Raw genomic sequence first — 22,907 nt, forward strand, 5'->3', positions numbered from 1 at the left:
ATGAATCGCACCGACCGCATCGCCGCCCTGAAAGCCGCAGCGAAAGAGCGCATCCTGATCCTCGACGGCGGCATGGGCACGATGATCCAGCGCCACAAGCCGACCGAGGCCGACTATCGCGGCGAGCGCTTCAAGGATTGGCCGAGCGACCTCAAGGGCAACAACGACCTTCTGGTTCTGACGCAGCCCGCCATCATCAAGGGTGTGCACGAGGCCTATTTCGAGGCGGGCGCGGATATCATCGAGACGAACTCGTTCAACGCGCAGCGCATCTCGATGGCCGATTACGGCATGGAGGCGCTTTCGGCGGAGATCAACCTTGCGGCGGCGAAACTCGCGCGCGAGGCGGCGGACGCGTACACCGCGAAGACGCCGGAGAAGCCGCGCTTCGTGGCAGGCTCCATCGGCCCGACCAACCGCACGGCTTCGCTCTCGCCGGACGTGAACAACCCCGGCTTTCGCAACATCAGCTTCGACGAGCTCGTGGACGCCTATGGCGAGCAGACGCGCGCGCTCATCGAGGGCGGCGTGGATGCCATCCTGATCGAGACGATTTTCGACACGCTGAACGCCAAGGCGGCGGGCTTCGCCGTGAAGAAGGCGTTCGACGAGACGGGCGTCGAATTGCCGCTCATGCTGTCCGGCACCGTCACCGACCTGTCGGGCCGCAACCTGTCGGGCCAGACGCCCGAGGCGTTCTGGTATTCGTTGCGCCATCTGAAACCGTTCTCGGTGGGCATGAATTGCGCGTTCGGCGCGGAGCAGCTTCGCCCGCCCGTCGCGCTCCTGTCGAAGGTGGCCGACACATATATGAGCGTGTACGCAAATGCGGGGCTGCCGAACGAGATGGGCGAGTATGACGAAACGCCCGAAGACATGGCGCGCGCTATGGCATCCTGGGCGGCGGACGGGCTTTTGAATATCGTCGGCGGCTGCTGCGGTACGACGCCGGATCACATTGCCGCGATTGCCAAGGCCGTTGCGCCCTATCCGCCCCGCCGCATTCCCGAGCTAGAGCCGCGCCTTAGGCTTTCTGGCCTCGAAGCATTCGTGCAAGGCTGAGACTATACTGTCGATCCGAGAAGAGAAATGCGCAGAAACTATGCATTCTGCTCAGCTTTTCATCGGAAAATTATATACCGGCAGAGTAGCGTGCTGTGATAGTCTCGTTACTGACATTGGCTCGAGTCTTCCCTCCTCACGCATCGGCGGTGACGGCTGACGTTCCCCCGGGGGCCTTCCTGCATGGCGACGATCACAGCGCTAAAAAATCCATCCACCGTAGCCCCGCTCGACAACTACAATGCGGGGCACTTTTATTGCGAACTTCTGGGCTCGCCGGATAATCGCAATCGACATCTCACCGCGCTGTGGCATCGTCTTCAGCAACTCGAGCTTCTTCACCTTCGCGAGCGCGCGGCGGATGCGGAGCGCGAGCTTTTCAATCTCGGCATTACATTCACCGTCTATAGCGACCGCACGGCCATCGACCGCATCCTGCCGTTCGACGTTATCCCGCGCGTGATTACCGCCGAGGATTGGAAGACGCTCGACAGGGGCGTGAAGCAGCGCATCAAGGCGCTGAACCTCTTCCTGTGGGACGTCTATCACGACCGCAAGATCCTGAAGGATGGCCTCGTTCCCGAAGACCTTGTGCTCGGCAATGCGAACTACCGGCCCGAGATGATCGGCTACGATCCGCCCTGCGGCACCTACATCCACATCGGCGGCATCGACGTCATCCGCGACCCGCGCGGCGAGTTCTTCGTGCTTGAGGATAATGGCCGCACGCCGTCCGGCGTTTCCTATGTGGTCGAGAACCGGCACCTGATGCAGCGCGCCTTCCCCGACCTGATGCACGGCTTCGCCATCGAAAGCGTTTCGGAATACGGCACGCAGCTCGGCGACAAGCTCATCGAATGCGCCCCGGCTGGTGTGAGCGAGCCGCAGATTGCGCTGCTTTCGCCCGGCGTCTTCAACTCGGCCTATTTCGAGCATGTGTTCCTCGCACGCGAGATCGGTATTCCGCTGGTCGAGGGCCGCGACCTGTTCGTGGACGACGACAAGGTGTTCATGAAGACCGTGTCCGGGCCGAAGCCGGTGCACGTTATCTATCGCCGCATCAACGACGAGTTCCTCGACCCCGAGGCGTTCCGCCCAGACAGCGCGCTCGGCGTGAAGGGCCTCATGCGCGCCGTTCGCAAGGGCAACGTCACGCTCGCGAATGCGGTCGGCACCGGCGTCGCCGATGACAAGGCCGTTTACGCCTACCTGCCCCGCATCATCAAATACTATCTCGACGAACACCCCGTCCTTCCGAACGTGCAGACCAACATTTGTCGCGAGAAGGACGGCCTCGGCTATACGCTCGACAACCTCGACAAGCTGGTGGTGAAGCCCGTTGGCGAGTCCGGCGGCTATGGCATCTGCGTGGGCCCCAAGGCGACGAAGGCCGAGATCGATCTCTGCCGCAACCAGCTCAAGGCCGACCCGTCGAACTATATCAGCCAGCCGATGATCGAGCTTTCCGTGTGTCCAACGCTCACCGATCAGGGCGTCGAACCGCGCCATGTCGACCTGCGCCCCTTCGCCGTCACGGGCCAGGAAACCTGGGTTCTGCCGGGAGGGCTGACGCGCGTCGCGCTCAAACGCGGGTCCATCATCGTGAATTCGAGCCAGGGCGGCGGCACCAAGGACACATGGGTTCTGAAGGAGGACAACGCGTGAGCAGCCTCCTTTCCCGGCACGCCGAGAGCGTTTTCTGGATGGCGCGATATTTCGAGCGCACGGAAAGCCTCGGCCGTGTCATCGAGACGCAAACCTCTTTCCAGCGCGGCCGCGACGACGACAACGGCTGGTTGTGGATCGTCGCGCTCTATTCAGATGAAGAGGCCTTCGCGAAAGCCTTCCCGGAGGCGAACGCGGAGAACGTGATCCGCTTCTACATGGCGCATACGGAGAATCCGGGATCGATCCAGTCGTCGATCAAGTCGGCGCGGGAAAATGCGCGCGCGCTTCGGCCGATGCTGTCCATCGACATGTGGTATCAGCTCAACGACTTCTGCAATCGCGTGTTCGCCTTCAGCAACACCGAGCTTTCGGAGGTGCGCCTGTCGCGGACCTGCGACGCGATCAAGCGCGGCTGTTACGCGCAGATCGGCGTGGCGGAGAATACGCTTTACCATGACGAGACGTGGCCGTTCTTCCGGCTCGGCCTCTTCCTCGAACGCGCGGATCAGACAAGCCGCCTTCTCGACGTGCGCTTCGCCCAGCAACAGACGGGCCTGGCGACCGACGAGGGGCATTACGACCACACCTTCTGGTCGATCCTCTTGCGCGCCGCGTCCGCCTATCACGCTTACCGGCGCGTGCATCCCCGCCATATCGACCCGCACGAAGTTGCTCGCTTCCTGATCTTCGATCCGCGTCTACCGCGATCTATCGCCTATTGCCTCAGCGAGATGCAGGCGATGATAGAATTGCTGCGTCGCAATTTTGGGCTTCGGAATGCCGGTCCCGCTGCCGAACGCGTCGAAGCGATGATCGATGGGCTTCAGACCGCGAGCCTCGACGACAACCTTTTGCAGAACTTGCATGCATTCAACGACTGGGTGCAATCGAGCCTCATTCTGCTGAATGACGAACTCGGCAAGGCGTTCTTCGGTTATGCGAAAGCGTTGGAGGCGGCGGTACCGCTGCCCGCCCCCGTCGCGATTGGCCAGACACAATCGCAGTCACAAACGCAGGTGGTGCGTTAAGCTGGCGGTCGGCCACGTCACAGCATCGAGTTTTCGTCGCGACGGGATGCCTAGCCTAGGGTTTGATTTGTTCGATTTCGCCGTTGATTTATAAAAAAAGCCGGGCGATGCCGACTTTTTTCGCTTTTTGGTTCTGGCTCGCGCGTACCGAAATTCAATCGCAGTAGATGCCGTTCCGATCAGAATGCGTCGCAACCTGATCGGATTCGGCCTTTAGGCGATGTACTGGCCGCCGTTCGCGGTGATCGTCGAGCCGGTGATGAATCCTGCGTCTCTACTGGCGAGGAAAGAGACGCACTTCGCGATCTCCTGTGCCTTGCCGAGGCGCCCGACCGGGATCTGCGCGATGATGCTATCGAGCACATTTCCCGGCACCGCCTGGACCATCTCCGTATCGATATAACCGGGCGCGACCACGTTCGCGGTGATGCCCTTTTTCGCGTTCTCCAGTGCCAGAGCCTTGGTGAAGCCGATCATGCCAGCCTTGGCGGCGGAGTAGTTCGTCTGGCCCATCTGGCCCTTCTGGCCGTTGATGGACGAAATGCTGATGATCCGGCCGAAATTCCGCTCGCGCATGCCGTTGATGACCGGGTGCACCATGTTGAACAAGCTGTCCAGGTCCACGCGCATCACTTCGCGCCACTGCTGAGGCGTCATGCGATGCAGCATGGCGTCGCGCGTGATGCCAGCATTGTTGACGATAATGTCGATGGGGCCAACTTCCTTCTCGACCTCGGCAAGGCCCGCCACGCAGGCGTCATAGTCGCCGACGTCCCACTTGAAGACCGGGATGCCAAATTCCGCGTTGAATTTTTGCGCCGCCTCGTCGTTGCCGGCGTAGTTCGCGGCGACGCGAAAACCGTGGTGTTTCAATTCCACGGAGATTGCCTGACCGATACCGCGCGTGCCGCCCGTAACGATTGCTACCTTGCTCACATTCCCTCCGTAACAATAAAGTGTGTTGCTTTCAGCCTAGCTTCTTCGCGGGCAGATTGTAACCGAGACGAAAGTTACCCACTCGGCCAGCCCATGGCGTCCGTCATGAAAAAAGGCCGAAGAAAATCGTCGATGCTTTTCTGCGACCTTAGATTTGCATATCCGCCTTGCGTCGGCTTTGCGTCGCTGGTCGCGCTTCACGCACTTTCCGCGTCGGCGTGGGCGCGCTAGTCGCGCTCCACGCACCTTTCGCTTCGGCGTGCCGCGCTAGTCGCGCTCCACGCACATGGCAATCCCCATGCCGCCGCCGATGCACAGCGTTGCGAGCCCCTTCTTCGCGTCGCGGCGCTTCAGTTCGTAAAGAAGCGTCGTGAGAATGCGCGCGCCCGATGCGCCGATGGGGTGACCGATGGCGATTGCGCCGCCATTGACGTTCACCTTCTCGATGTCCCAGCCGAGGGCCTTGTTCACGGCGGCGGCCTGCGCGGCGAATGCCTCGTTCGCTTCGATAAGGTCGAGGTCGTCCTTCGACCAGCCTGCCTTCTCCAGCGCGCGCTTCGACGCGGGGATCGGGCCGGTGCCCATGATCGACGGGTCGACGCCCGCCGTCGCGAACGACACGATGCGCGCCAGCGGCTCAAGGCCGCGCTTCTCCGCGTCGGAGCGCTTCATCACAACGAGCGCGGCCGCGCCGTCGTTGATGCCGCTCGCGTTGCCCGCGGTCACGGTGCCTTCCTTCGGATTGAAGGCGGGGCGAAGCTTCGCGAGGTCTTCGACGGTGGCGTTCTCGCGGATGAATTCATCTGCGGCGAACACGACCTCACCCTTGCGCGTCTTGATCGTTACGGGGACGATCTCGTCATTGAAGCGGCCGTCCTTCTTGGCTACGGCGGCCTTGTGCTGCGAACCAAGCGCAAGCGCGTCCTGATCCTCGCGCGTGATCTGCCATTGCCGCGCTACATTCTCGGCGGTGATGCCCATGTGATAGCCGTTGAAGGCGTCCCATAGCCCGTCCTTGATCATGGTGTCGATCATTTCGAGGTTGCCCATGCGCTGGCCGTTGCGCAGATAGGCGACGTGGGGCGAAAGGCTCATGTTTTCCTGACCGCCCGCGACCACGATATCGCTGTCGCCGTTGCGGATTGCCTGCGCGGCCATCGCGACCGTGCGAAGGCCCGAGCCGCAGACGAAGTTGACTGACATGGCGGTGGTTTCGATCGGCAGGGACGCCGCAATCGACGCCTGGCGCGCCGGGTTCTGACCCTGGCCAGCCGTCAGCACCTGCCCGAGGATCACCTCGGAGACTTCGCCAGCATCGACATTCGCGCGCTTCAGCGCCTCGGTGATGACGATGCGCCCGAGTTCGTGGGCGGGAAGCGTCGCAAGGCTTCCATTGAATGAGCCGACCGGAGTGCGCGCTGCGCTTGCGATGACGATGTCGTCGTCGTGCCTTGCCATTGTTGTCTTCCTTTCGAGCCTCATGTTTTGGCGCGAAGCTTAACAACATTAACCCTGCGCCGGTATGACCAAATAGGCGGAATTGCGCAACGGGCCGCGACGCGAAATGCTGTCTGGCGGCAATGCAAGAGAAATCTCGCGGGTGCGAAAAAAAATCGCGCAAAGCTGAAACTTGCACTATGATGTTATCACTATTATCCAACGGGCAAAAATTAATGACCGAACCTGCGGAAAAGCTGTCTCGGGGAAGCGGATATGGAGACGGTGCAAAAACCGTTCCCTTGAGCGCCGTGGGCAAGAAAGTGTCCGAATTGGACAAGTCCAAGCCCGTCATCATCAAGAAATATGCGAACCGGCGTCTCTATAACACCGAGACGAGTAGCTACGTCACGCTCGAAGATCTCGGCGAGATGGTCCGGTCCGAGCGCGATTTCCTGGTTTACGACGCGAAGACCGGCGAAGACCTGACTCACACCGTGCTCACGCAGATCATCGTGGAAGAGGAGGGCAAAACTGGATCGAACCTCCTGCCCATCGGCTTCCTGCGGCAGTTGATTCGCTTTTATGGACACTCCATCGAGCAGATCGTCCCAAAGTATCTGGAATTCAGCCTGACTGCGCTCACCCGCGAACAGGAAAAATACCACAAACAGTTCACCGATACTTTCGGCAACGTCGCTTTTGGAGCCATGCAGGAGCAGGCTCGCCAGAATATGGTGATCTTCGAGCGCGCTTTTTCGATGTTTGCGCCTTTCGCGAAGATCGAAGCCCCGGCCGAGGGGGACAAGCCGCAGGCCGCGAAGAAGCCCGACGCGACGGAGGCGGCCTCAACCACGCCGGAGCTTGCGGAGTTGAAGGCGCAACTCGCGGCCATGCAGGCGCAGATCGACCGCTTGACCAAAGCGAAGGCCGACGAGGAAAAGCGCTAGCGGTGTAGGCGCATATTGCTTGCCGCGCGATGTTTGCTCCATTGCTTTAACGCTCATCGCGTTGAAGCAACTTTAGGCGCCTGAACGCATGCCAGTTTTTTGGGAAACCGCTGGTCCCTGCCGTGCGAATTCGGTGTGGCAAAAGACACAGTCTTTGTGATCGCTAGCGCCGCCACTTAATTGTGCGCTCAACCTCGAGCGCTGCCGATGCGATCCACGCCGTCCTCAACTTCGCGTCGGATGCGTTTTCCGCGGGTTCATCCGCAGAAAATCGTTTTGGCGGTACATCCAGGCGAGGCGGCATCCAGAAACGGTCAATTCCTCTGACAGCGAAGCGTGTCAATCGAAAACCCACCTCGCAAGCCCGGCGACGGGTGTCTCGCTGCCGGTCCAACATCATTAGGTGTTTAGCATGACGAACATGGTGTTCCTCGGCGACACCTGGAAGGCCACGGAACGCTTGACGTTCATCTATGGTGCCAAGCAGGTTTGGGTCGACCGTACGGTGGACAACTACAATCCAGGTGGGACCGAACACAAGCTTAACGAGAGCGAAATTCTTCCCACCCCCAGCTTGCGCTACAAGCTGGACAAAGAAACGCGAGATCCTTCCGCTCAGCTCCGAATTACACGCTGGCTCCCGCTGGCGACGTCATTCAGGCGCTCGACGTAGCGCCGGAGAGGGGCAAATCCTTCGAGATCGGCCATCATTATCAGGGCTCGCTCTTCGCGACGTCCGTGACCGGCTTTTTCAGCCATTTCGACAATTTCCAAGTTTCGACGAACGCGCTTGATACAAATCTTGCATCCCAGAGCGTAACGGTGAACGCCGGTGAAGTGAAAATTTATGGCGTGAACGCCGAGTTCGGCACAAAATGCTAGAAGACAAGATCGAAGTCGCCGGTTACTCTTCGTTGGTACTGGCTAATACAAAGAATGCAATACCAGATAAGCAGGACTGGCTTCGCACGAGCGGCAACCAGCTTCCGGGCACGCCGAACTACTCGTTCGGCATCGGCGTGCTCCTGGGCGACGGAGAGCCCGGCTATGCGAGGGTCGGGATGTCTCTCCGGTAGGTCTTTCGACCTTTGGACATGCGCTCGGGCGCCGCGTGCCGGTGTTTGTCGGCCGACGTCGGCTGTTGCGTGTAGAGCGCTCTACCAGTTTCATTAGATCTAGATCAGCCTGCGTTGAAACCACGTCGTTTCGACACCTGAAACCTGCGCCGTCGTACCGGGGCTGATTTATCGCGCGACACTGCCGCTGGTAAGCTCGAAATCCACAACCCAGGGCAGCTTTTTTGTGTATGAGGCATATCATTTAATTGAAAATGGATAAAATTGGCGTCAAAGCATGTGTATCGGAAATGCTGGACGAGAAAACGCCATGCCTCCTAAGGACGCCAAGATTCTTGTAGCAGGTGCGGGCGGATTCATTGGCGGACATCTCGTCGCCAAGCTTCGCTCGCTCGGCTATTCCGACATCCGCGCCGTCGATATCAAGCCGCTAACATACTGGTATCAAAGGTCTGATGAGGTCGATAATTGCGTCCTCGACCTCAATCGCCGCGATGCCTGTTTCGACGCGGTTGATGGCGCTCACACGGTTTACAATCTCGCGGCGAACATGGGCGGGATGGGCTTCATCGAGAACAACAAGGCGCTCTGCATGTTGAGCGTGCTCATCAACACGCATCTTCTCGAAGCCGCAAAGCATCGCAAGTTGCCCGGCCGCTTCTTCTACTCGTCCAGCGCCTGTGTCTATAATGGTGCAAAGCAAACGCGCACCGACGTGACCGCGCTCAAGGAAGAGGACGCCTATCCCGCCGACGCTGAAGACGGCTATGGCTGGGAAAAACTCTTCAGCGAACGCATGTGCCGCCATTTCCGGGAAGATTTCGGCGTCGTTACGCGCGTGGCACGCTTTCATAACGTCTATGGCCCGCATGGCACTTACGCCGGAGGTCGGGAGAAAGCTCCGGCCGCAATCTGTCGCAAGGTCATCGACGCCCAGATGACGGGTAAGCCGTTTATCGAAATCTGGGGCGATGGCGAGCAGACGCGCTCGTTCATGTACATCACCGACTGCATCGACGGCATATTCGACATCACGAACAGCGGTATCGAGTATCCGATCAATCTCGGAAGCTCTGAGCTGGTATCGATCAACCAACTCGTCGACATCGTCGAAAGCATCGCCAGCGTTCGGCTCGACCGCCGCTACAATCTTGATGCGCCGAAGGGCGTGCGCGGGCGCAACAGCGACAATACTCTGATCCGCAAGGAACTGAACTGGGAGCCAAGCGTGAAGCTGCGCGATGGCATGGAGAAGACCTATCGCTGGATCTGGGACGAGATGCACAAGGCCGGAAACGAGAGCGTCGTCAATCTGACCTAGTGCACTGACGCAAACATAGGATTCACAAAGCAGACGAAGCAAGGCATGCTTCAGGCATGGCTCAAACCGTCTGCATCCTTCTCTCGTCCGAAGACCGCTCACGTTTGGCGGCGGTCATCGGGGACCGCAACAGCCCGCAGAAGCACGCGCAGCGGGCAAAGATCGTGCTTCATTCTGCTGAGCGCCGTTCCGTTTTCGACGTCGCCCGCTTAAGCGGCGTCAGCCGGCCAGCCGTATGGCGTTGGCAGCGGCGCTACGCCGAAAAAGGGGTGGACGGGCTGTTGCGCGACCAGACCCGCAAGCCAGGCAAGCCGCCTTTGTCAGCGAAGAGCGTCGCGAAAGTGCTGGCGCTGCCGTGTTCCGAGCCCCCCGGAAACGCCACGCATTGGACCGGACGCGCTGTCGCCAAGGCGGCGGGCGTCAGCTTGCGCACGGTGCAGCGCATCTGGGGAGCCCACCGCCTTCAGCCGCACCGCTTGCGCACGTTCAAGAAGTCGAACGATCCCGCCTTCGCCGAAAAGGTCGAGGATGTGGTGGGCCTCTACATGAGCCCGCCCTGCCATGCCGTGGTCCTGTCCATCGACGAGAAGAGCCAGATCCAGGCGCTCGACCGCACTCAACCGGGCCTGCCGTTGAAGCCCGGCAAATGCGCGACCATGACCCACGATTACAAGCGCAACGGAACCACCACGCTGTTCGCCGCACTCAACGTGCTGGATGGAACCGTGCTCGGCCGCTGCATGAAGCGCCACCGCCATCAGGAGTTCATCAAATTCCTCAACGCCGTGGAGCGCAAGGTCCCAGCCGGCAAGATCATCCACGTCATTCTGGACAACTACGGAACCCACAAGCATCCCAAGGTGGACGCCTGGCTGGCGGATCATCCGAGGTGGGTTTTTCACTTCACGCCGACCTCGGCGTCCTGGCTGAACGCGGTCGAAAACTTCTTCTCCGCCATTACCCGGCGGCGCATCCGTCGTGGCGTCTTCAAATCCGTCGCCGACCTCGAAGACGCCATCAAGCGCTACATCGCCGATCACAACCGGAACGCAAAACCCTTCGTCTGGACCAAAACCGCCGATGAAATCTTCGACAAGCTCAACCGCCTCAATCTGCACCTTCTGAATGAGTCAGTGCACTAGACAATCCGCACGGATTTTGAGCGCGGATAGGTAATCGCAAAAAAAAAGCATTATCAAGCGGTTGCGAGATTGCGCGGTGCTCTCGGGGCGATGTTTTCCTCGGCGAGCGAATGTCCGGCGCCGACCGCTGAACAGAGAAAAAGACGATGGCAGAGAATCTTGTTTCGGTCGGCCGGATTGCATTCGAAAGCGACGCCTCTCCCTCGAACAGAAAGGAGGAGGTGTCAGCCGCTGTCGGCAGAGGCGGCGTGCCCGGCAGGCTGATGATCCTGACGCAGGTCTACGTCCCGGACCCGGCTGCTGTCGGCCAGCACATGCATGACTTCGCCGCCGCCATGGCCGCGCGCGGGCACGAGGTGATCGTTTACTGTTCGTCGCGCGGCTACGACGATCCGCGCCAGTCGTTCCCACGCTTCGAAATACGCGACGGGGTCAAGATCATCCGCTACAGCCTGCCCATCTTCACCAAGTCGAACATGCTTCTTCGCATAGTCGGATCGGTCTGGGCGCAGCTGGCGCTATTCTTCCATGCCCTGTTTACGCTACGGACAGAGATGATCTTCTTCTCCACGAGTCCGCCCATGATCGGCGTCACAGCGACTCTGGTCGCGAAACTCAAGAGCTTGTTTTCCTTCGGGAAGCAGGCGCAACTGGTTTACTGGGCAATGGATTTGAACCCGGACCAACTCGTCGCGATGCGGAAGTTGCGCGCGGGTTCTCTCGCCCATCGCCTTCTCGAAGCCGCAAACCGGTTCGTTTTGCGAAACGCGGATCTCACCATCGCGCTCGACCGTTTCATGGAAGCGCGCCTGAAACAGCATGGTCGAGCGCCGCAAAAGGTTCTCGTTCTGCCGCCCTGGTCGCACGAAAAGCCGGATGCCCCGCTGCCGCATCCTGCTAACTGGTTCCGCGACAAGCACGGCCTTCAGGGGCGGTTCGTCGTCATGTATTCGGGCAACCACTCACCCGCCAATCCGATCGACACTTTGCTTGCCGCGGCCCTCGCCTTCAAGGACGACGACACGATCCGCTTTGCATTCATTGGGGGCGGTGCCGCGAAAAAGCAGGTCAACGAACACATCGAGAGGCATGGCCTTCGCAACTGTCTGTCGCTTCCTTATCAGCCCTTGAGCGACCTGCGCTATTCGCTCGGCGCGGCGGACGTTCACGCCGTCAGCCTGGGGGAACATATGGTGGGCATCGTCCATCCCTGCAAAGTCTACGGCGCGATGGCGGTCGGCCGGCCGATCCTGTACCTCGGTCCGCGCCCCTCTCACGTGTCCGACCTGATCGAAGGCGAAGGTATCGGTTGGCGTATCGCGCATGGCGATGTGGCGGGCTGTGTCACGGCGATCCAGGAGATGAAAGATCTCGCCTCCCCGGATCTCGCCGCGAAGGGAGCGCGCGCTCAAGCTGCTCTTCGTTCGTCGCTGGCGCCGACACATCTGCTGAATGTCATGTGCAAAGCGATCGAGGGCTTGCTCGCCGGGCGGATAGCAGAAAAGTCCGCTTACGTTGAACAGCACACCGCCGAACAAGCATCAACAGCCCGATCCGATAAGGTTCACAACATGATCGAGTGAAGCCGCCTCTGAATGGACGCGCCAGTTTCGTCCGATGAGGCCGCGAGCGCAACGCGGCCGGAAACTATTGTCTGCCATCGACGGCGCGATCAGAGCTGTGGCTGCACAGCTTATAATTCCAGCGGGACGGCTTGCGCGCCACCGGTAAGGCGCTTGATGCGCGAGTGAGCCTTGCAAACGCGCCCCCGTCACAGCTTCTATCCGAACGCATGCCATGAGGCTGTTCTGCGACCGCTTAGCAAAAAGTGCCCCGATCACTCCGGCATCTTCTCGCGATAGCTCAACACCGGATCACGCGCGGCGCGCGTCTCGTCGAGTCGCGAGCGCGGGGCGAAACGTGGCGCTTCCGTAAACCGCGCAGCATCGCCCGCTTTCGCCGCGAGGGCCAGCGCGCGCACCGCGTCGATGAATTGGTCGAGGCTCTGCTTCGATTCAGACTCGGTCGGCTCGACCAGCATTGCGCCTGAAACGACGAGCGGGAAATATACCGTCATCGGGTGGAAGCCCTCGTCGATCAGCGCTTTCGCGAAGTCGAGCGTCGAGACGCCGGTGCCCTTCAGGAAGCGGTCATCGAACAGCACCTCGTGCATCGCGCCCTCAGGGAAAGGCTGCGTCAGCACGTCGGCGAGCCGCGCGCGCACGTAATTCGCGTTCAGCACCGCGTCTTCGGATGCCTGGCGAATGCCGTCCGCGCCATGGCTCATCATATAGGCGAGCGCGCGCACGAACATGCCCATCTGGCCATGGAAGGCAGCGAGACGGCCGAACGGCGCGGCTCCTTCCGGCGCATCGGCGGCATGCTCCACAAGCCGGAACGCATCGCCCTCGCGGCGCACGAACGGCACCGGCGCGTAAGCCGCGAGCGCTTCCGACAGCACCACCGGCCCGGCACCCGGGCCTCCGCCGCCATGTGGCGTCGAGAACGTCTTGTGCAGGTTGATGTGCATCGCATCAGCGCCGAGGTCGCCCGGGCGAACCTTGCCCGCGATTGCGTTGAAATTCGCACCGTCGCAATAGAGATACGCGCCCGCCTCGTGCAGCGCGTCGGCGATCTCGCGGATATGCGGCTCGAACAGCCCGCAGGTGTTCGGGTTGGTCAGCATCATCGCGGCGACATCCGGGCCGAGCGCCGCGCGCACCGCGTCAACGCTCACCGTGCCGTCAGGCCCCGCCTCGACCGCGCGCACCGTGAAGCCGAGATGCGCCGCCGTCGCCGGGTTCGTGCCATGCGCCGAAACGGGCACCAGCACCACGCGCCGCGTATCCGCTTCGCCGCGCGCTTCGAGCGCCGCCTTGATCGCCGCCATGCCGCAGAATTCGCCGTGCGCGCCCGCCTTCGGCGACAGGGCGATGGCGTGCATGCCGGTCAATTCGAGCAGCCAGCGTGACAGCTCCGTCATCAGCGCGAGCGCGCCTTGCACCGTCTTCTCCGGCTGAAGCGGGTGAATGTCCGCGAAGCCCGGCAACCGCGCCATCTTCTCGTTGAGGCGCGGATTGTGCTTCATCGTGCATGAGCCGAGCGGGAAAATGCCGGTGTCGATGGAGTAGTTTTTCTGACTGAGGCGCACGTAATGACGCATCGTCTCCGGCTCGGAGAGGCCCGCCAGGCCGATGACCTCGGTGCGCTCAAGGCCGCCGAGCCGCGTCTCCGTCTCCGCCGGTTCCTCGAAATCGACGCCGCTTGTCTCCGCCGAGCCGATCTCGAAGATCAGCGGCTCCTCGATCTGGAGCGCGCGATTGCCGGTGAAGGTCGGCGCGGGAGCGGCCGCCTCTGCGGCGGGAAGGATCACTTTCGGCATCTCAACCATGGAGCACCTCTTCGAGCGCGGCCCGGAAGGCGGCGATGTCGTCAGGAGTTGTCGTTTCCGTCGAGGCGACGACGATGGCGTTTGCAAGCGTCGGCTCGTCCGGCCACAGGCGCGATGCGGGCACGCCGCCGATGATGCCGCGATCCGCGAGCGCGTCGATTACCGCCGCACCGAGCTTCGGCGTGCGAATGGTGAACTCGTTGAAGAATGCAGGCGTGACCACGTCCACGCCGGGCACGCTTTCGAGCGCCTTCGCCAGTGCCACCGCGTTCGCGTGGTTTATGCGCGCGAGCGTCTTCAGCCCCGCCTCGCCGAGCAGCGTCAGATGCGCGGTGAACGCCAGCGCGCAAAGCCCGGAATTCGTGCAGATATTGCTCGTCGCCTTCTCGCGGCGGATATGCTGTTCGCGCGTCGAGAGCGTCAGCACGAAGCCGCGCCGCCCGTCATGGTCGACCGTTTCGCCGCAAAGCCGCCCCGGCATCTGGCGTACGAATTTCTTGCGCGTCGCGAAGAGGCCGAGATAGGGGCCGCCGAAGTTCAGGCCGTTGCCGATGCTCTGGCCTTCCGCGACGACGATATCCGCGCCCATTGCGCCAGGCGATTTCAGCGCGCCGAACGACACGGCTTCCGTCACCACGACGACGAGCAGCGCGCCCGCCTCATGCGCCTTTTCCGCGAGCGCTGACAGGTCGGCCACGCGGCCGAAGGCGTCGGGCATCTGCACGACGATGCAGGAGGTGTCCTTGTCGGCGTCGGCCTCGAAGGTCGCTTCGGGATCGACCGCGCGCGCATCGACCTCGAAGCCGCCGAGGCGCGAAACCGTCTCGATCACAGCGCGGTAATGCGGATGCACGCCGCCCGCGACGACCGCCTTGCCGCGCCGCGTCACACGATGCGCCATCAGCACTGCCTCGCCCGCAGCCGTCGAGCCGTCATACATGGAGGCGTTCGCCACTTCCATGCCGGTCAGCGCGGCGACCTGACTCTGAAACTCGAACAGATATTGCAGCGTGCCCTGCGCGATTTCCGGCTGGTACGGCGTGTAGGCGGTCATGAATTCCGAGCGCTGGATGATGTGGTCCACCGTCGCCGGGATGTGGTGCTTGTACGCGCCCGCGCCCGCGAAAAACGGCACCGACGACGCGGGGACGTTGCGGGCGGCGAGCCGCGACAGCGCGCGTTCCACGGCGATCTCGCTCTGCGCGCGCGGCAGGTCCGGCAACTCGCGGCGCAGCGCGCCTTCGGGCACGGCAGCGAACAGCGCGTCGATGTCGGCGACGCCGATGGCGTCCAGCATGGCGCGGCGGTCCGCATCCGTATGGGGAAGATAGCGCATCAGCCCTCCGCGCTCGCATAGGCGAGGTAAGCGTCCTGATCCATGAGCTTGTCGAGTTCGGCCACGTCGGAAAGCGTGAGCTTGTAGATCCACGCGCCCGCCTCGGGCTCCTGATTGATGAGCTCCGGCTTGTCGTTCAGAATTTCATTTATCTCGACCACCTCGCCGCTGACGGGCGAGTAGATGTCGCTCGCCGCCTTCACCGACTCCACCACCGCGATAGGCTGGCCCTGCTTCACTTTCTCGCCGATTTTCGGCAGTTCGACGAAAGTCACGTCGCCGAGCTTGCCTTGCGCGTAGTCCGTAATGCCGATCGTGCCGACGCCGTCCTCGACGCTGATATATTCGTGGTCTTCCGTGTACTTGATGAGCGCCATGGCTTCTGACCTTTGGTTTTATACTTTGCGGACGTAACGGTGTGGCACGAAGGGCAGGTCCACGACGAGCGCGGGCTGGAACGCTCCCCGGATTTCAACAGCAACCCGCGTGCCAGCGGTGCTTGAGCGCGGCGGCACATAGCCGAAAGCGATGGATGCGGCGGCGGTCGGGGTGTAAGCGCCGCTCGTGATCTCGCCCATGGTTTCGCCCGTTTCGCTGGCGATTTTCATGTGCGTGCGCGCGGCGGAGCGGCCTTCGAGGCGCAGCCCGACACGGACGCGCGCCGGACCTTCGGCCAACTCACGCTGAACGCGTTCCGCGCCGATGAAGCCGCCATCGCGCCGACGCCGCTTGCCGATGGAGAACTCAAGCGCGGCCTCAATGGGCGAAGTCGTCTCATCCATGTCCTGCCCGTAAAGCGGGAGGCCCGCTTCGAGGCGCAGTGTATCGCGCGCGCCGAGGCCGATGGGCGCGACTTCGGGGTGAGCGAGCAGGCTTCGCGCGAAGGCTTCGGCGGCATCGGCGGGCACGGAGATTTCAAAGCCGTCCTCGCCCGTATAGCCGGAGCGCGAGACGAAAACAGCCGTGCCGCGCCAATCGAGCGGAGCAGCCGTCATGAAAGCAAGGCCCCCCGCTTCCGGCATTTGTCGCTTGAGCACGCGCGCTGCTTCCGGCCCTTGCAGCGCGACGAGCGAGCGATCCGCCAGCGGCGCGAGCGTCACAGACGGCGGCAAATGCGCGGCGATGTGCGCAAAATCGACCTCCTTGCGCGACGCATTCACCACGAGGAACAGGCCGGTGCCGTCCGCCTCGCGCGTCGCCATCAGATCGTCGATGATGCCGCCTTCGTCGTTGAGAAGTTGTGTGTAGCGGATCTGGCCCGGCTTCAGCCCCGCGATGTCGCCGGGGACGAGCCGCTCGAACGCGGCCGCGACGGTTGCGAAGTCCGGCCCCGCGATCCGCGCCTGCCCCATATGCGAAACGTCGAAGAAACCCGCGCGCTCGCGCACATGCGCGTGCTCCTTCACGATGCCGGTTGCATAGGAAACGGGCATCTCGTATCCAGCGAACGGCACGAGCTTCGCGCCAAGCTCGTGGTGCAGCGCGGCAAGCGGCGTCTGCCGCAGCGGCGGCGTGGTTTCACGATGGGTGGCGGGGGCAGCGCTCATGGCTGGCGTCTCCGTGTATTCGAGGGCTCCGCTTGCGCGGTCATCGCCCCCTCTGTCACGGAACCTGAGAGATTTCACCGGCTCGGCCGCCGAGGCGGAAGGCCGGTCTTTACCCCATCGGTGAGCCGCCTTGTGGGGCGACTGCTTTCCAGAGTGCTGTCTGCGCGCGGTCCTTTTTGCCTGAGAGTTTCCGGGGCGGTTGCTCCTTCGGCGCCAGCCTGGGCTGGTCTCTCCCGCATGCATCGGTCAGCACGTCTTAAGTCGCCCGCGCTTGGTCGCCTGTCAACCACCTGGCAGATAGAAAGTTCTTGATAGCGGCCACCGCGCCGCGCCTGCGCCTTTCGGGCCGCGCGCCGCAAGCTTCGCGCAGGTTGCGCGTCGTCGTCGCCAACAGGCTTGTCGCGGTAAGAGGGAAAGGGGGCTGACCGGGGCCGGCGCGGCGCTAACGCCCCTCTTTGTGGAATGGTTCAAATTTGCTTGACCAAAAACGGTATTGAGGTACTCTAATGCGTAAATAACGAAACGCGATGAGGGGCAAATGCCGATAGCAGCTTACCGATGGGTGATGACGAGTGTCGGGGAACCGTTGATCCGGCAGTCGTTCGAACTTGGCGCACCTGCTGCGGGCGAGGTCACGGTTGAGATCGCCGGCTGCGGCGTCTGTCATACGGATCTCGGGTATTATTACGATGGTGTCCGCACGAACCAGCCCCTGCCTTTGACGCTTGGCCATGAGATCAGCGGACGCGTCGTCGCGGCTGGAACGGGTGCCGAACATTGGCTCGGCCGCGCCGTCATCATCCCCGCCGTCATTCCCTGCGGCACCTGCGATGCATGCAAGCGCGGCAAGGGCACGATCTGCGCGAAACAGGTCATGCCCGGCAACGATATCGAGGGCGGCTTCGCTTCCCACATCACCGTGCCGTCGTTCGGGCTATGCGCTGTCAATGAGAACCGCCTCGAAGCGGCGGGGCTAAAACTCTCCGATGTTTCCGTTGTCGCGGACGCGGTCACGACGCCCTATCAGGCCGTCATTCAGGCGGGTGTCGGTCCCGGCACCCTCTGCATCGTGATCGGGGTTGGCGGCGTCGGCGGGCATTGCGCGCAGGTTGCCTCGGCCTTCGGCGGCACGGTCGTCGCCATCGACGTCGATGACGTAAAGCTGGCCGCGATCGCTGCCCATGGCGTCGCCAAGACATTCAATGCGCGCCGCGTCGACCCGAAGGCGCTCAAGAAAGAGATAGCCGGGTTCGCAAAGGAAAACGGCCTTTCAACGCGGGAATGGGTGATCTTTGAATGCTCGGGGACGGCCGCTGGCCAGTCGACCGCATGGAGCCTCCTCGTTCATGGCGCAACGCTCGCCGTCGTCGGCTTCACCATGGATAAGGTCGAGGTCCGCCTCTCGAACCTGATGGCGTTTCATGCGCGCGCGCTCGGCAACTGGGGCTGCGCGACCGAGCTTTATCCGGGGGCGCTGGACCTCGTCCTCGACCGCAAGATCGAACTAGCCGCCTTCATCGAGCGCCATCCGCTCGACAGCATCAACGAGATCTTCGCCATGGCGCATGAGCACAAGCTTACGCGGCGCGCCATTCTCGTCCCCTGAGCAGCAATGACACCGAACGAAAAGAAGAGACTGAGGAAATGACCCTGACTACAGCGTCGATAGCGAGAGCTACGGCTCCCGAAGCCCTGCACGATCACAATCTCGCGGAAATCGTGGTACCCGGCGTTCGCTATGAAAAGCGGCCCGCACGCACGCCGGACGGCGAGATTGTTCCCGGCCTCTACAATGCGTGGATCACGCTCGACAATCCCGCGCAGTACAATTCCTACACCACGGAGATGGTCAAGGCGGTGATCCTTGCCTTCCGCGCGGCATCGAACGCGCGCGACGTGGTGGCGACTGTGTTTACCGGCGCGGGCGACAAGGCCTTCTGCACGGGCGGCAACACCAAGGAATACGCCGAGTATTACGCCGGAAATCCGCAGGAATACCGGCAATATATGCGCCTTTTCAACGACATGGTGTCCGCGATCCTCGGGTGCGACAAGCCTGTCGTCTGCCGCGTCAACGGCATGCGCATCGGCGGCGGCCAGGAAATCGGCATGGCCTGCGACTTCACCATCGCTCAGGATCTGGCGCGCTTCGGTCAGGCCGGACCGAAGCATGGATCGGCTCCGATTGGCGGCGCTACGGATTTCCTACCCGTCATGGTCGGTGCGGAAATGGCGATGGTATCCGGCTCGCTTTGCGAACCGTGGACGGCGCACAAGGCCTATCGGCTCGGCATGATCACGGACATCGTGCCCGCGCTCAAGGTCGATGGACGCTTCGTCGCGAACCCGCTCGTCATCACGGATCGCTATGTCGATGAATACGGCCGCATCGTCCACGGCGAACCAAAGACGGGCGCTGAACTGGCGGCCGGCAAGGACGTGCTGAAGAAGGGCACGGTCGATCTCTCGTTGCTCGACGCCAAGATCGAGGAGCTTTGCGGCAAGATCCTGCTGACGTTCCCGGATTGCTTCACGAAGACCATCGAGGAACTGCGCAAGCCCAAGATCAATGCCTGGAACGCGAACAAGGAGAACAGCCGCGCCTGGCTCGCGCTCAACATGATGACGGAGGCGCGCGCCGGGTTCCGCGCCTTCAACGAAGGCACCAAGGATGACCGCGAAATCGATTTCATCGCGCTGCGGCAGGCGCTTGCGGCCGGTGCGCCGTGGACGCCGGAATTAACCGAGGCGCTTCTTCCGGCCGCGCGGGGGGCGAAATGACCATCGAACCGCTGAAAGTATGGCACGACCGTGGGGGCGCGCTCCTCAGGTTGCGGCTCGCGCGTCCCAAGGCGAACATCGTCGATGCGCAGATGATCGCCGCGCTGACGGCAGCGCTCGACGCACATATGAACGATCCGGCTATCCTCGCCGTTCTTATCGATCACGAGGGGCCGCATTTCAGCTTTGGCGCGAGCGTGCAGGAGCATCTGCCGGACCAGTGCGACGCAATGCTGAAGTCCTTCAACGCGCTCGTCATGCGGCTTGTCGCGGCTCCGGTGCCGGTCCTGGTGGCGGTGCGCGGCCAGTGCCTCGGCGGCGGCATGGAAGTCGCCATCGCGGGCAGCCGGATCTTCGCCACTCCGGATGCAAAATTCGGTCAGCCCGAAATCATCCTCGGCGTGTTTGCGCCGCCGGCATCGTGCATCCTGCCGGAAAAGATCGCGCGCTCGGCGGCGGAGGACATTCTTCTGTCGGGGCGCTCGATTTCCGGCGAGCAGGCATTCGGGCTCGGCCTTGTTTCCGAGATCACGCCTGAACCGGAGGCGGCAGCGCTCTCCTATTTCGATCACGCGCTTGCGGCGCTTAGCCCGTCGTCGCTGCGCATCGCCGTGAAGGCGGCCCGCCTCGACATGGTCGAGCGCATCCGCACGAAGCTCTGCAACCTCGAACATCTCTATCTGGAAAAACTGATGTCCACGAAGGACGCAGTGGAAGGCCTGACCGCGTTCATCGAGAAACGCCCGGCCCAATGGGAGGCCCGCTGATCATGACGACCACAGCTGAAATTGTTTCTCGCTGCGAAGCCATCTTCGAGGATCTGGACTTTACCGCCGCGCGCGCCTGGAAGGACGCGGTCCCCGGTCGCAAAGTGGTCGGCTTCCTGCCGCTGTACGCGCCGCTCGAACTGATCCACGCGGCGGGTTGCCTGCCGCTCGGCCTGTTCGGCGGCGGCGACAAGCTGGAAGTCATCCACGGCGATGCCTTCTACCAGAGCTATATCTGCCGCATCCCGCGCTCGACCGTCGAACTCGGCATGACGAAGCGCCTCGACTTCGTGGACGGCATGATCTTCCCGTTCGTCTGCGACGTGATCCGCAATCTGTCGGGCATGTGGAAGATCATGTTCCCGAACGTCTGGACCAAGTTCTTCGATACGCCGCAGAACTTCGATCCTGAAATCGGCGGCAGCTACTACGTGACCGAATTGCAGGAGATGCGCGACGGGCTGGAGACGCTCACGGGCCGGAAAATCAGCGACGACGATCTCAGGCGCTCCATTGCGCTCTACAACGAGAACCGCCGTCTCGTGCGCCAGCTCTACGCGTTCCGTGCGCGCCAGCCCTGGAAGGCGCCGACGTCGGAAGTCTATCTGCTGATGCGGGCCGGGCTGATGATCGACGTAGCGGAGCATAACGCGCTTCTGCTCGACTACATGGCGGCGGCCGAGAAGGAAGATCGGCCGAAGCGCGACAACGTCCGCGTGGCGATCTACGGCTCCTTCTGCGAGCAGCCGCCGCTGAACCTCATCAAGTCCATCGAGATGGCAGGCTGCTACGTGGTCGAGGACGACTATATCCTCGTCAATCGGTTCCTTACCGAAGACGTAGCGCTCGACATCGATCCACTCGAAGCGCTCGCCACCGCTTACATCGCTCATTCGGTCGAAACGTCGTGCAAATACGTCCCGCGCGAAGGCGAGAAGGGCAAGTTTCACGTCGATCAGATCCGCAAAGCGGGCGCGGAAGGCGTGATCTACGCGACGCCGAGCTTCTGCGACCCCGCCCTGCTCGACCGCCCGATGATCTGCAAGAAGCTCACCGAGGAGGGCATCCCGCACATCTCGTTCAAATACGCCGAGAATTCCGGGCAGATGCAGCCGGTTCGCGAGCAAGCCGGCACGTTCGCCGATTCCATCAAGCTTTGGAGCTGACACATGAGCGATATCGTCAAGGAACCGTCGATGCTCCTCCAGAAGGAGATGATCGCGCGCAACTATGAGGCCATTACCTCGAAGCATGAGACGGGCCGCAAGGTCTCGTCCACCTTCGTGCCGGGCAATCTTAATGAACTGCTGCTCTGCTTCGACATCGTGAACAATCTGCCCGAGATCAACGCGATCCAGAACGGCATGAGGAAGCTGTCGGGCAACTACATCATGGATGCCGAGAAGTCGGGCCATTCCGAAGACGTCTGCACCTATGTAAAGGCGGATATCGGCATGATGGGCGCGGGCAACATCGCACCGAACGGCAAGCCCTTCCCGAAGCCGGACGTGCTGCTGCTCTCCTATACGGGCTGCTACACCTTCATGAAGTGGTTTGAGCTTCTGCGCGAGGAATACAAGTGCCCCACGCTGATGCTGCATGTGCCGTATGAGGGCGACGGGCATTCAACGAAGAACATGCGCGACTACATCGTCAAGCAACTGAAGGAAGTCATCATTCCGGGGCTTGAGCAGGTGTCGGGCATCAAGTTCGACATCGACCGCCTGCGCGAAGCACTGCGTAACTCGGCGAAGGCCGAAGACAACCTCGTCTGGGTGCTGGAATCCGGCAAGAACAAGCCGTCGCCCATCGACGCCTATTTCGGCGGCGTCTACTATATCGGGCCGATCTTCACCGCCTTTCGCGGCACGCCCGACGCCATCGCCTATTACGACGCGTTGCGCACGGAAGTGCAGGCCCGCATCGATACGCGTCAGGGGCCGATCACTCCCGACGGATCGAACTTCAACGATCAGCGCTATCGGCTCGTGGTCGAAGGACCGCCGAACTGGACCCACTTCCGCGAGTTCTGGAAGATGTTTTCGGACGAAGGCGCGGTCGTCGTTGCATCGAGCTACACCAAGGTCGGCGGGATGTACGACCTGGGCTTTCGCCACAACGCGGATAACCCACTCGAAACACTCGCGGATTACTGCCTCGGCTGTTACACGAACCGCAATCTCCCGACGCGCGTCGACATCCTCGCGAAGTATATCGAGGAATACGAGGCGGATGGACTGCTCATCAACTCGATCAAGAGCTGCAACAGTTTCTCCGCCGGTCAGCTCATGATGATGAACGAGGTCGAGCGGCGTACCGGCAAACCCGGCGCGTTCATCGAAACTGATCTGGTCGATCCCCGCTATTTCTCGGCGGCGAACGTGAAGAACCGTCTGGAAAGCTATTTCCAGATGATCGAACAGAAGCGTCTCGGCTCGGCCAAGGCAGCGTAAGGAAGGACACCA

General features: G+C 61.9%; 19 protein-coding genes, 1 pseudogene and 1 riboswitch. Of the genes and pseudogenes, 14 read left to right on the plus strand and 6 right to left on the minus strand.

The features are described from left to right. The 3 genes from RVAN_RS00095 (at position 1) to RVAN_RS00105 (ending at position 3,758) form a co-directional block, all read left to right on the plus strand. A complete protein-coding gene (locus RVAN_RS00095; protein ID WP_013417717.1) occupies positions 1-1,062 on the plus strand; it encodes a homocysteine S-methyltransferase family protein in 1,062 nt (353 codons plus the stop codon). A gap of 183 nt (positions 1,063-1,245) precedes the next feature. Next, positions 1,246-2,727: a circularly permuted type 2 ATP-grasp protein gene (locus tag RVAN_RS00100; RefSeq protein ID WP_013417718.1), complete on the plus strand. Its 1,482-nt coding sequence runs from the start codon at positions 1,246-1,248 to the stop codon at positions 2,725-2,727. Beyond that, positions 2,724-3,758: an alpha-E domain-containing protein gene (locus tag RVAN_RS00105; protein ID WP_013417719.1), complete on the plus strand. Its 1,035-nt coding sequence runs from the start codon at positions 2,724-2,726 to the stop codon at positions 3,756-3,758. Before RVAN_RS00100 ends, RVAN_RS00105 begins: the two co-directional genes overlap by 4 nt. A gap of 213 nt (positions 3,759-3,971) precedes the next feature. Here RVAN_RS00105 and phbB read toward each other — a convergent pair whose 3' ends face one another. Then, the gene (phbB, locus tag RVAN_RS00110) at positions 3,972-4,694 is read right to left on the minus strand and encodes an acetoacetyl-CoA reductase (RefSeq protein ID WP_013417720.1); all 723 of its coding nucleotides are present in this window, start codon (positions 4,692-4,694) and stop codon (positions 3,972-3,974) included. A 267-nt stretch (positions 4,695-4,961) separates the two neighbouring features. Beyond that, the gene (locus RVAN_RS00115; protein WP_013417721.1) at positions 4,962-6,152 is read right to left on the minus strand and encodes an acetyl-CoA C-acetyltransferase; all 1,191 of its coding nucleotides are present in this window, start codon (positions 6,150-6,152) and stop codon (positions 4,962-4,964) included. Positions 6,153-6,367: 215 nt separating this feature from the next. On the opposite strand from RVAN_RS00115, the gene phaR reads away from it, so the two are divergent. The 6 genes and pseudogenes from phaR (at position 6,368) to RVAN_RS00145 (ending at position 12,203) form a co-directional block, all read left to right on the plus strand. Continuing rightward, complete coding sequence (gene phaR / locus RVAN_RS00120; protein WP_013417722.1) at positions 6,368-7,081, plus strand: polyhydroxyalkanoate synthesis repressor PhaR; 714 nt, start codon at positions 6,368-6,370, stop codon at positions 7,079-7,081. Between the two features lie 412 nt (positions 7,082-7,493). Further along, a complete protein-coding gene (locus tag RVAN_RS00125) occupies positions 7,494-7,754 on the plus strand; it encodes a hypothetical protein (RefSeq protein WP_041787122.1) in 261 nt (86 codons plus the stop codon). Then, a complete protein-coding gene (locus tag RVAN_RS21080; RefSeq protein WP_425337411.1) occupies positions 7,736-7,963 on the plus strand; it encodes a TonB-dependent receptor in 228 nt (75 codons plus the stop codon). The genes RVAN_RS00125 and RVAN_RS21080 overlap by 19 nt, the downstream gene beginning before the upstream one ends. A gap of 504 nt (positions 7,964-8,467) precedes the next feature. After that, positions 8,468-9,478 (plus strand): NAD-dependent epimerase/dehydratase family protein, encoded by a 1,011-nt coding sequence (locus tag RVAN_RS00135; protein WP_013417724.1) that lies wholly within the window; start codon positions 8,468-8,470, stop codon positions 9,476-9,478. 56 nt (positions 9,479-9,534) lie between these two features. Beyond that, positions 9,535-10,607: pseudogene (locus RVAN_RS00140) on the plus strand (IS630 family transposase). Positions 10,608-10,766: 159 nt separating this feature from the next. After that, a complete protein-coding gene (locus RVAN_RS00145) occupies positions 10,767-12,203 on the plus strand; it encodes a glycosyltransferase family 4 protein (protein ID WP_013417726.1) in 1,437 nt (478 codons plus the stop codon). A 254-nt stretch (positions 12,204-12,457) separates the two neighbouring features. Here the strand turns inward: RVAN_RS00145 and gcvPB are convergent, their stop codons facing one another. From gcvPB to gcvT, 4 genes are read right to left on the minus strand one after another with little or no spacing between them, the layout of a single operon-like run. Further along, positions 12,458-14,011, minus strand: coding sequence for an aminomethyl-transferring glycine dehydrogenase subunit GcvPB (gene gcvPB, locus RVAN_RS00150; RefSeq protein WP_013417727.1), 1,554 nt, complete (start codon positions 14,009-14,011; stop codon positions 12,458-12,460). Beyond that, a complete protein-coding gene (gcvPA, locus tag RVAN_RS00155) occupies positions 14,004-15,347 on the minus strand; it encodes an aminomethyl-transferring glycine dehydrogenase subunit GcvPA (RefSeq protein WP_013417728.1) in 1,344 nt (447 codons plus the stop codon). The genes gcvPB and gcvPA overlap by 8 nt, the downstream gene beginning before the upstream one ends. Then, positions 15,347-15,724: a glycine cleavage system protein GcvH gene (gcvH, locus tag RVAN_RS00160; RefSeq protein ID WP_013417729.1), complete on the minus strand. Its 378-nt coding sequence runs from the start codon at positions 15,722-15,724 to the stop codon at positions 15,347-15,349. The genes gcvPA and gcvH overlap by 1 nt, the downstream gene beginning before the upstream one ends. An 18-nt stretch (positions 15,725-15,742) precedes the next feature. Continuing rightward, the gene (gene gcvT / locus RVAN_RS00165) at positions 15,743-16,894 is read right to left on the minus strand and encodes a glycine cleavage system aminomethyltransferase GcvT (protein WP_013417730.1); all 1,152 of its coding nucleotides are present in this window, start codon (positions 16,892-16,894) and stop codon (positions 15,743-15,745) included. 157 nt (positions 16,895-17,051) lie between these two features. Next, positions 17,052-17,140: riboswitch (glycine riboswitch) on the minus strand. 292 nt (positions 17,141-17,432) lie between these two features. Between gcvT and had the strand changes: the two genes are divergently transcribed. The 5 genes from had to bcrB are packed head-to-tail and all read left to right on the plus strand — an operon-like array spanning position 17,433 to position 22,895. Next, the gene (had, locus tag RVAN_RS00170) at positions 17,433-18,500 is read left to right on the plus strand and encodes a 6-hydroxycyclohex-1-ene-1-carbonyl-CoA dehydrogenase (protein WP_013417731.1); all 1,068 of its coding nucleotides are present in this window, start codon (positions 17,433-17,435) and stop codon (positions 18,498-18,500) included. 38 nt (positions 18,501-18,538) lie between these two features. Continuing rightward, positions 18,539-19,675, plus strand: coding sequence for a 6-oxocyclohex-1-ene-1-carbonyl-CoA hydratase (gene oah / locus RVAN_RS00175; RefSeq protein ID WP_013417732.1), 1,137 nt, complete (start codon positions 18,539-18,541; stop codon positions 19,673-19,675). After that, a complete protein-coding gene (locus tag RVAN_RS00180; protein ID WP_013417733.1) occupies positions 19,672-20,442 on the plus strand; it encodes a cyclohexa-1,5-dienecarbonyl-CoA hydratase in 771 nt (256 codons plus the stop codon). The genes oah and RVAN_RS00180 overlap by 4 nt, the downstream gene beginning before the upstream one ends. Positions 20,443-20,444: 2 nt before the next feature. After that, the gene (bcrC, locus tag RVAN_RS00185) at positions 20,445-21,608 is read left to right on the plus strand and encodes a benzoyl-CoA reductase subunit C (RefSeq protein WP_013417734.1); all 1,164 of its coding nucleotides are present in this window, start codon (positions 20,445-20,447) and stop codon (positions 21,606-21,608) included. 3 nt (positions 21,609-21,611) lie between these two features. After that, positions 21,612-22,895, plus strand: coding sequence for a benzoyl-CoA reductase subunit B (gene bcrB / locus RVAN_RS00190; RefSeq protein WP_013417735.1), 1,284 nt, complete (start codon positions 21,612-21,614; stop codon positions 22,893-22,895). The last annotated feature ends 12 nt before the right edge of the window (positions 22,896-22,907 follow it).

Source organism: Rhodomicrobium vannielii ATCC 17100 (genome assembly GCF_000166055.1).
GTDB classification, from domain to species: Bacteria; Pseudomonadota; Alphaproteobacteria; order Rhizobiales; family Rhodomicrobiaceae; genus Rhodomicrobium; species Rhodomicrobium vannielii.

Bases quoted from the DNA above. Each gene is read 5' to 3' on its own strand.
- RVAN_RS00095 (WP_013417717.1), top strand. From the start codon at position 1: ATGAATCGCACCGACCGCATCGCCGCCCTGAAAGCCGCAGCGAAAGAG.
- RVAN_RS00100 (WP_013417718.1), top strand. From the start codon at position 1,246: ATGGCGACGATCACAGCGCTAAAAAATCCATCCACCGTAGCCCCGCTC.
- RVAN_RS00115 (WP_013417721.1), bottom strand. From the start codon at position 6,152: ATGGCAAGGCACGACGACGACATCGTCATCGCAAGCGCAGCGCGCACT.
- phaR (WP_013417722.1), top strand. From the start codon at position 6,368: ATGACCGAACCTGCGGAAAAGCTGTCTCGGGGAAGCGGATATGGAGAC.
- RVAN_RS00125 (WP_041787122.1), top strand. From the start codon at position 7,494: ATGACGAACATGGTGTTCCTCGGCGACACCTGGAAGGCCACGGAACGC.
- RVAN_RS00135 (WP_013417724.1), top strand. From the start codon at position 8,468: ATGCCTCCTAAGGACGCCAAGATTCTTGTAGCAGGTGCGGGCGGATTC.
- RVAN_RS00145 (WP_013417726.1), top strand. From the start codon at position 10,767: ATGGCAGAGAATCTTGTTTCGGTCGGCCGGATTGCATTCGAAAGCGAC.
- gcvPB (WP_013417727.1), bottom strand. From the start codon at position 14,011: ATGGTTGAGATGCCGAAAGTGATCCTTCCCGCCGCAGAGGCGGCCGCT.
- gcvPA (WP_013417728.1), bottom strand. From the start codon at position 15,347: ATGCGCTATCTTCCCCATACGGATGCGGACCGCCGCGCCATGCTGGAC.
- gcvH (WP_013417729.1), bottom strand. From the start codon at position 15,724: ATGGCGCTCATCAAGTACACGGAAGACCACGAATATATCAGCGTCGAG.
- gcvT (WP_013417730.1), bottom strand. From the start codon at position 16,894: ATGAGCGCTGCCCCCGCCACCCATCGTGAAACCACGCCGCCGCTGCGG.
- had (WP_013417731.1), top strand. From the start codon at position 17,433: ATGCCGATAGCAGCTTACCGATGGGTGATGACGAGTGTCGGGGAACCG.
- oah (WP_013417732.1), top strand. From the start codon at position 18,539: ATGACCCTGACTACAGCGTCGATAGCGAGAGCTACGGCTCCCGAAGCC.
- RVAN_RS00180 (WP_013417733.1), top strand. From the start codon at position 19,672: ATGACCATCGAACCGCTGAAAGTATGGCACGACCGTGGGGGCGCGCTC.
- bcrC (WP_013417734.1), top strand. From the start codon at position 20,445: ATGACGACCACAGCTGAAATTGTTTCTCGCTGCGAAGCCATCTTCGAG.
- bcrB (WP_013417735.1), top strand. From the start codon at position 21,612: ATGAGCGATATCGTCAAGGAACCGTCGATGCTCCTCCAGAAGGAGATG.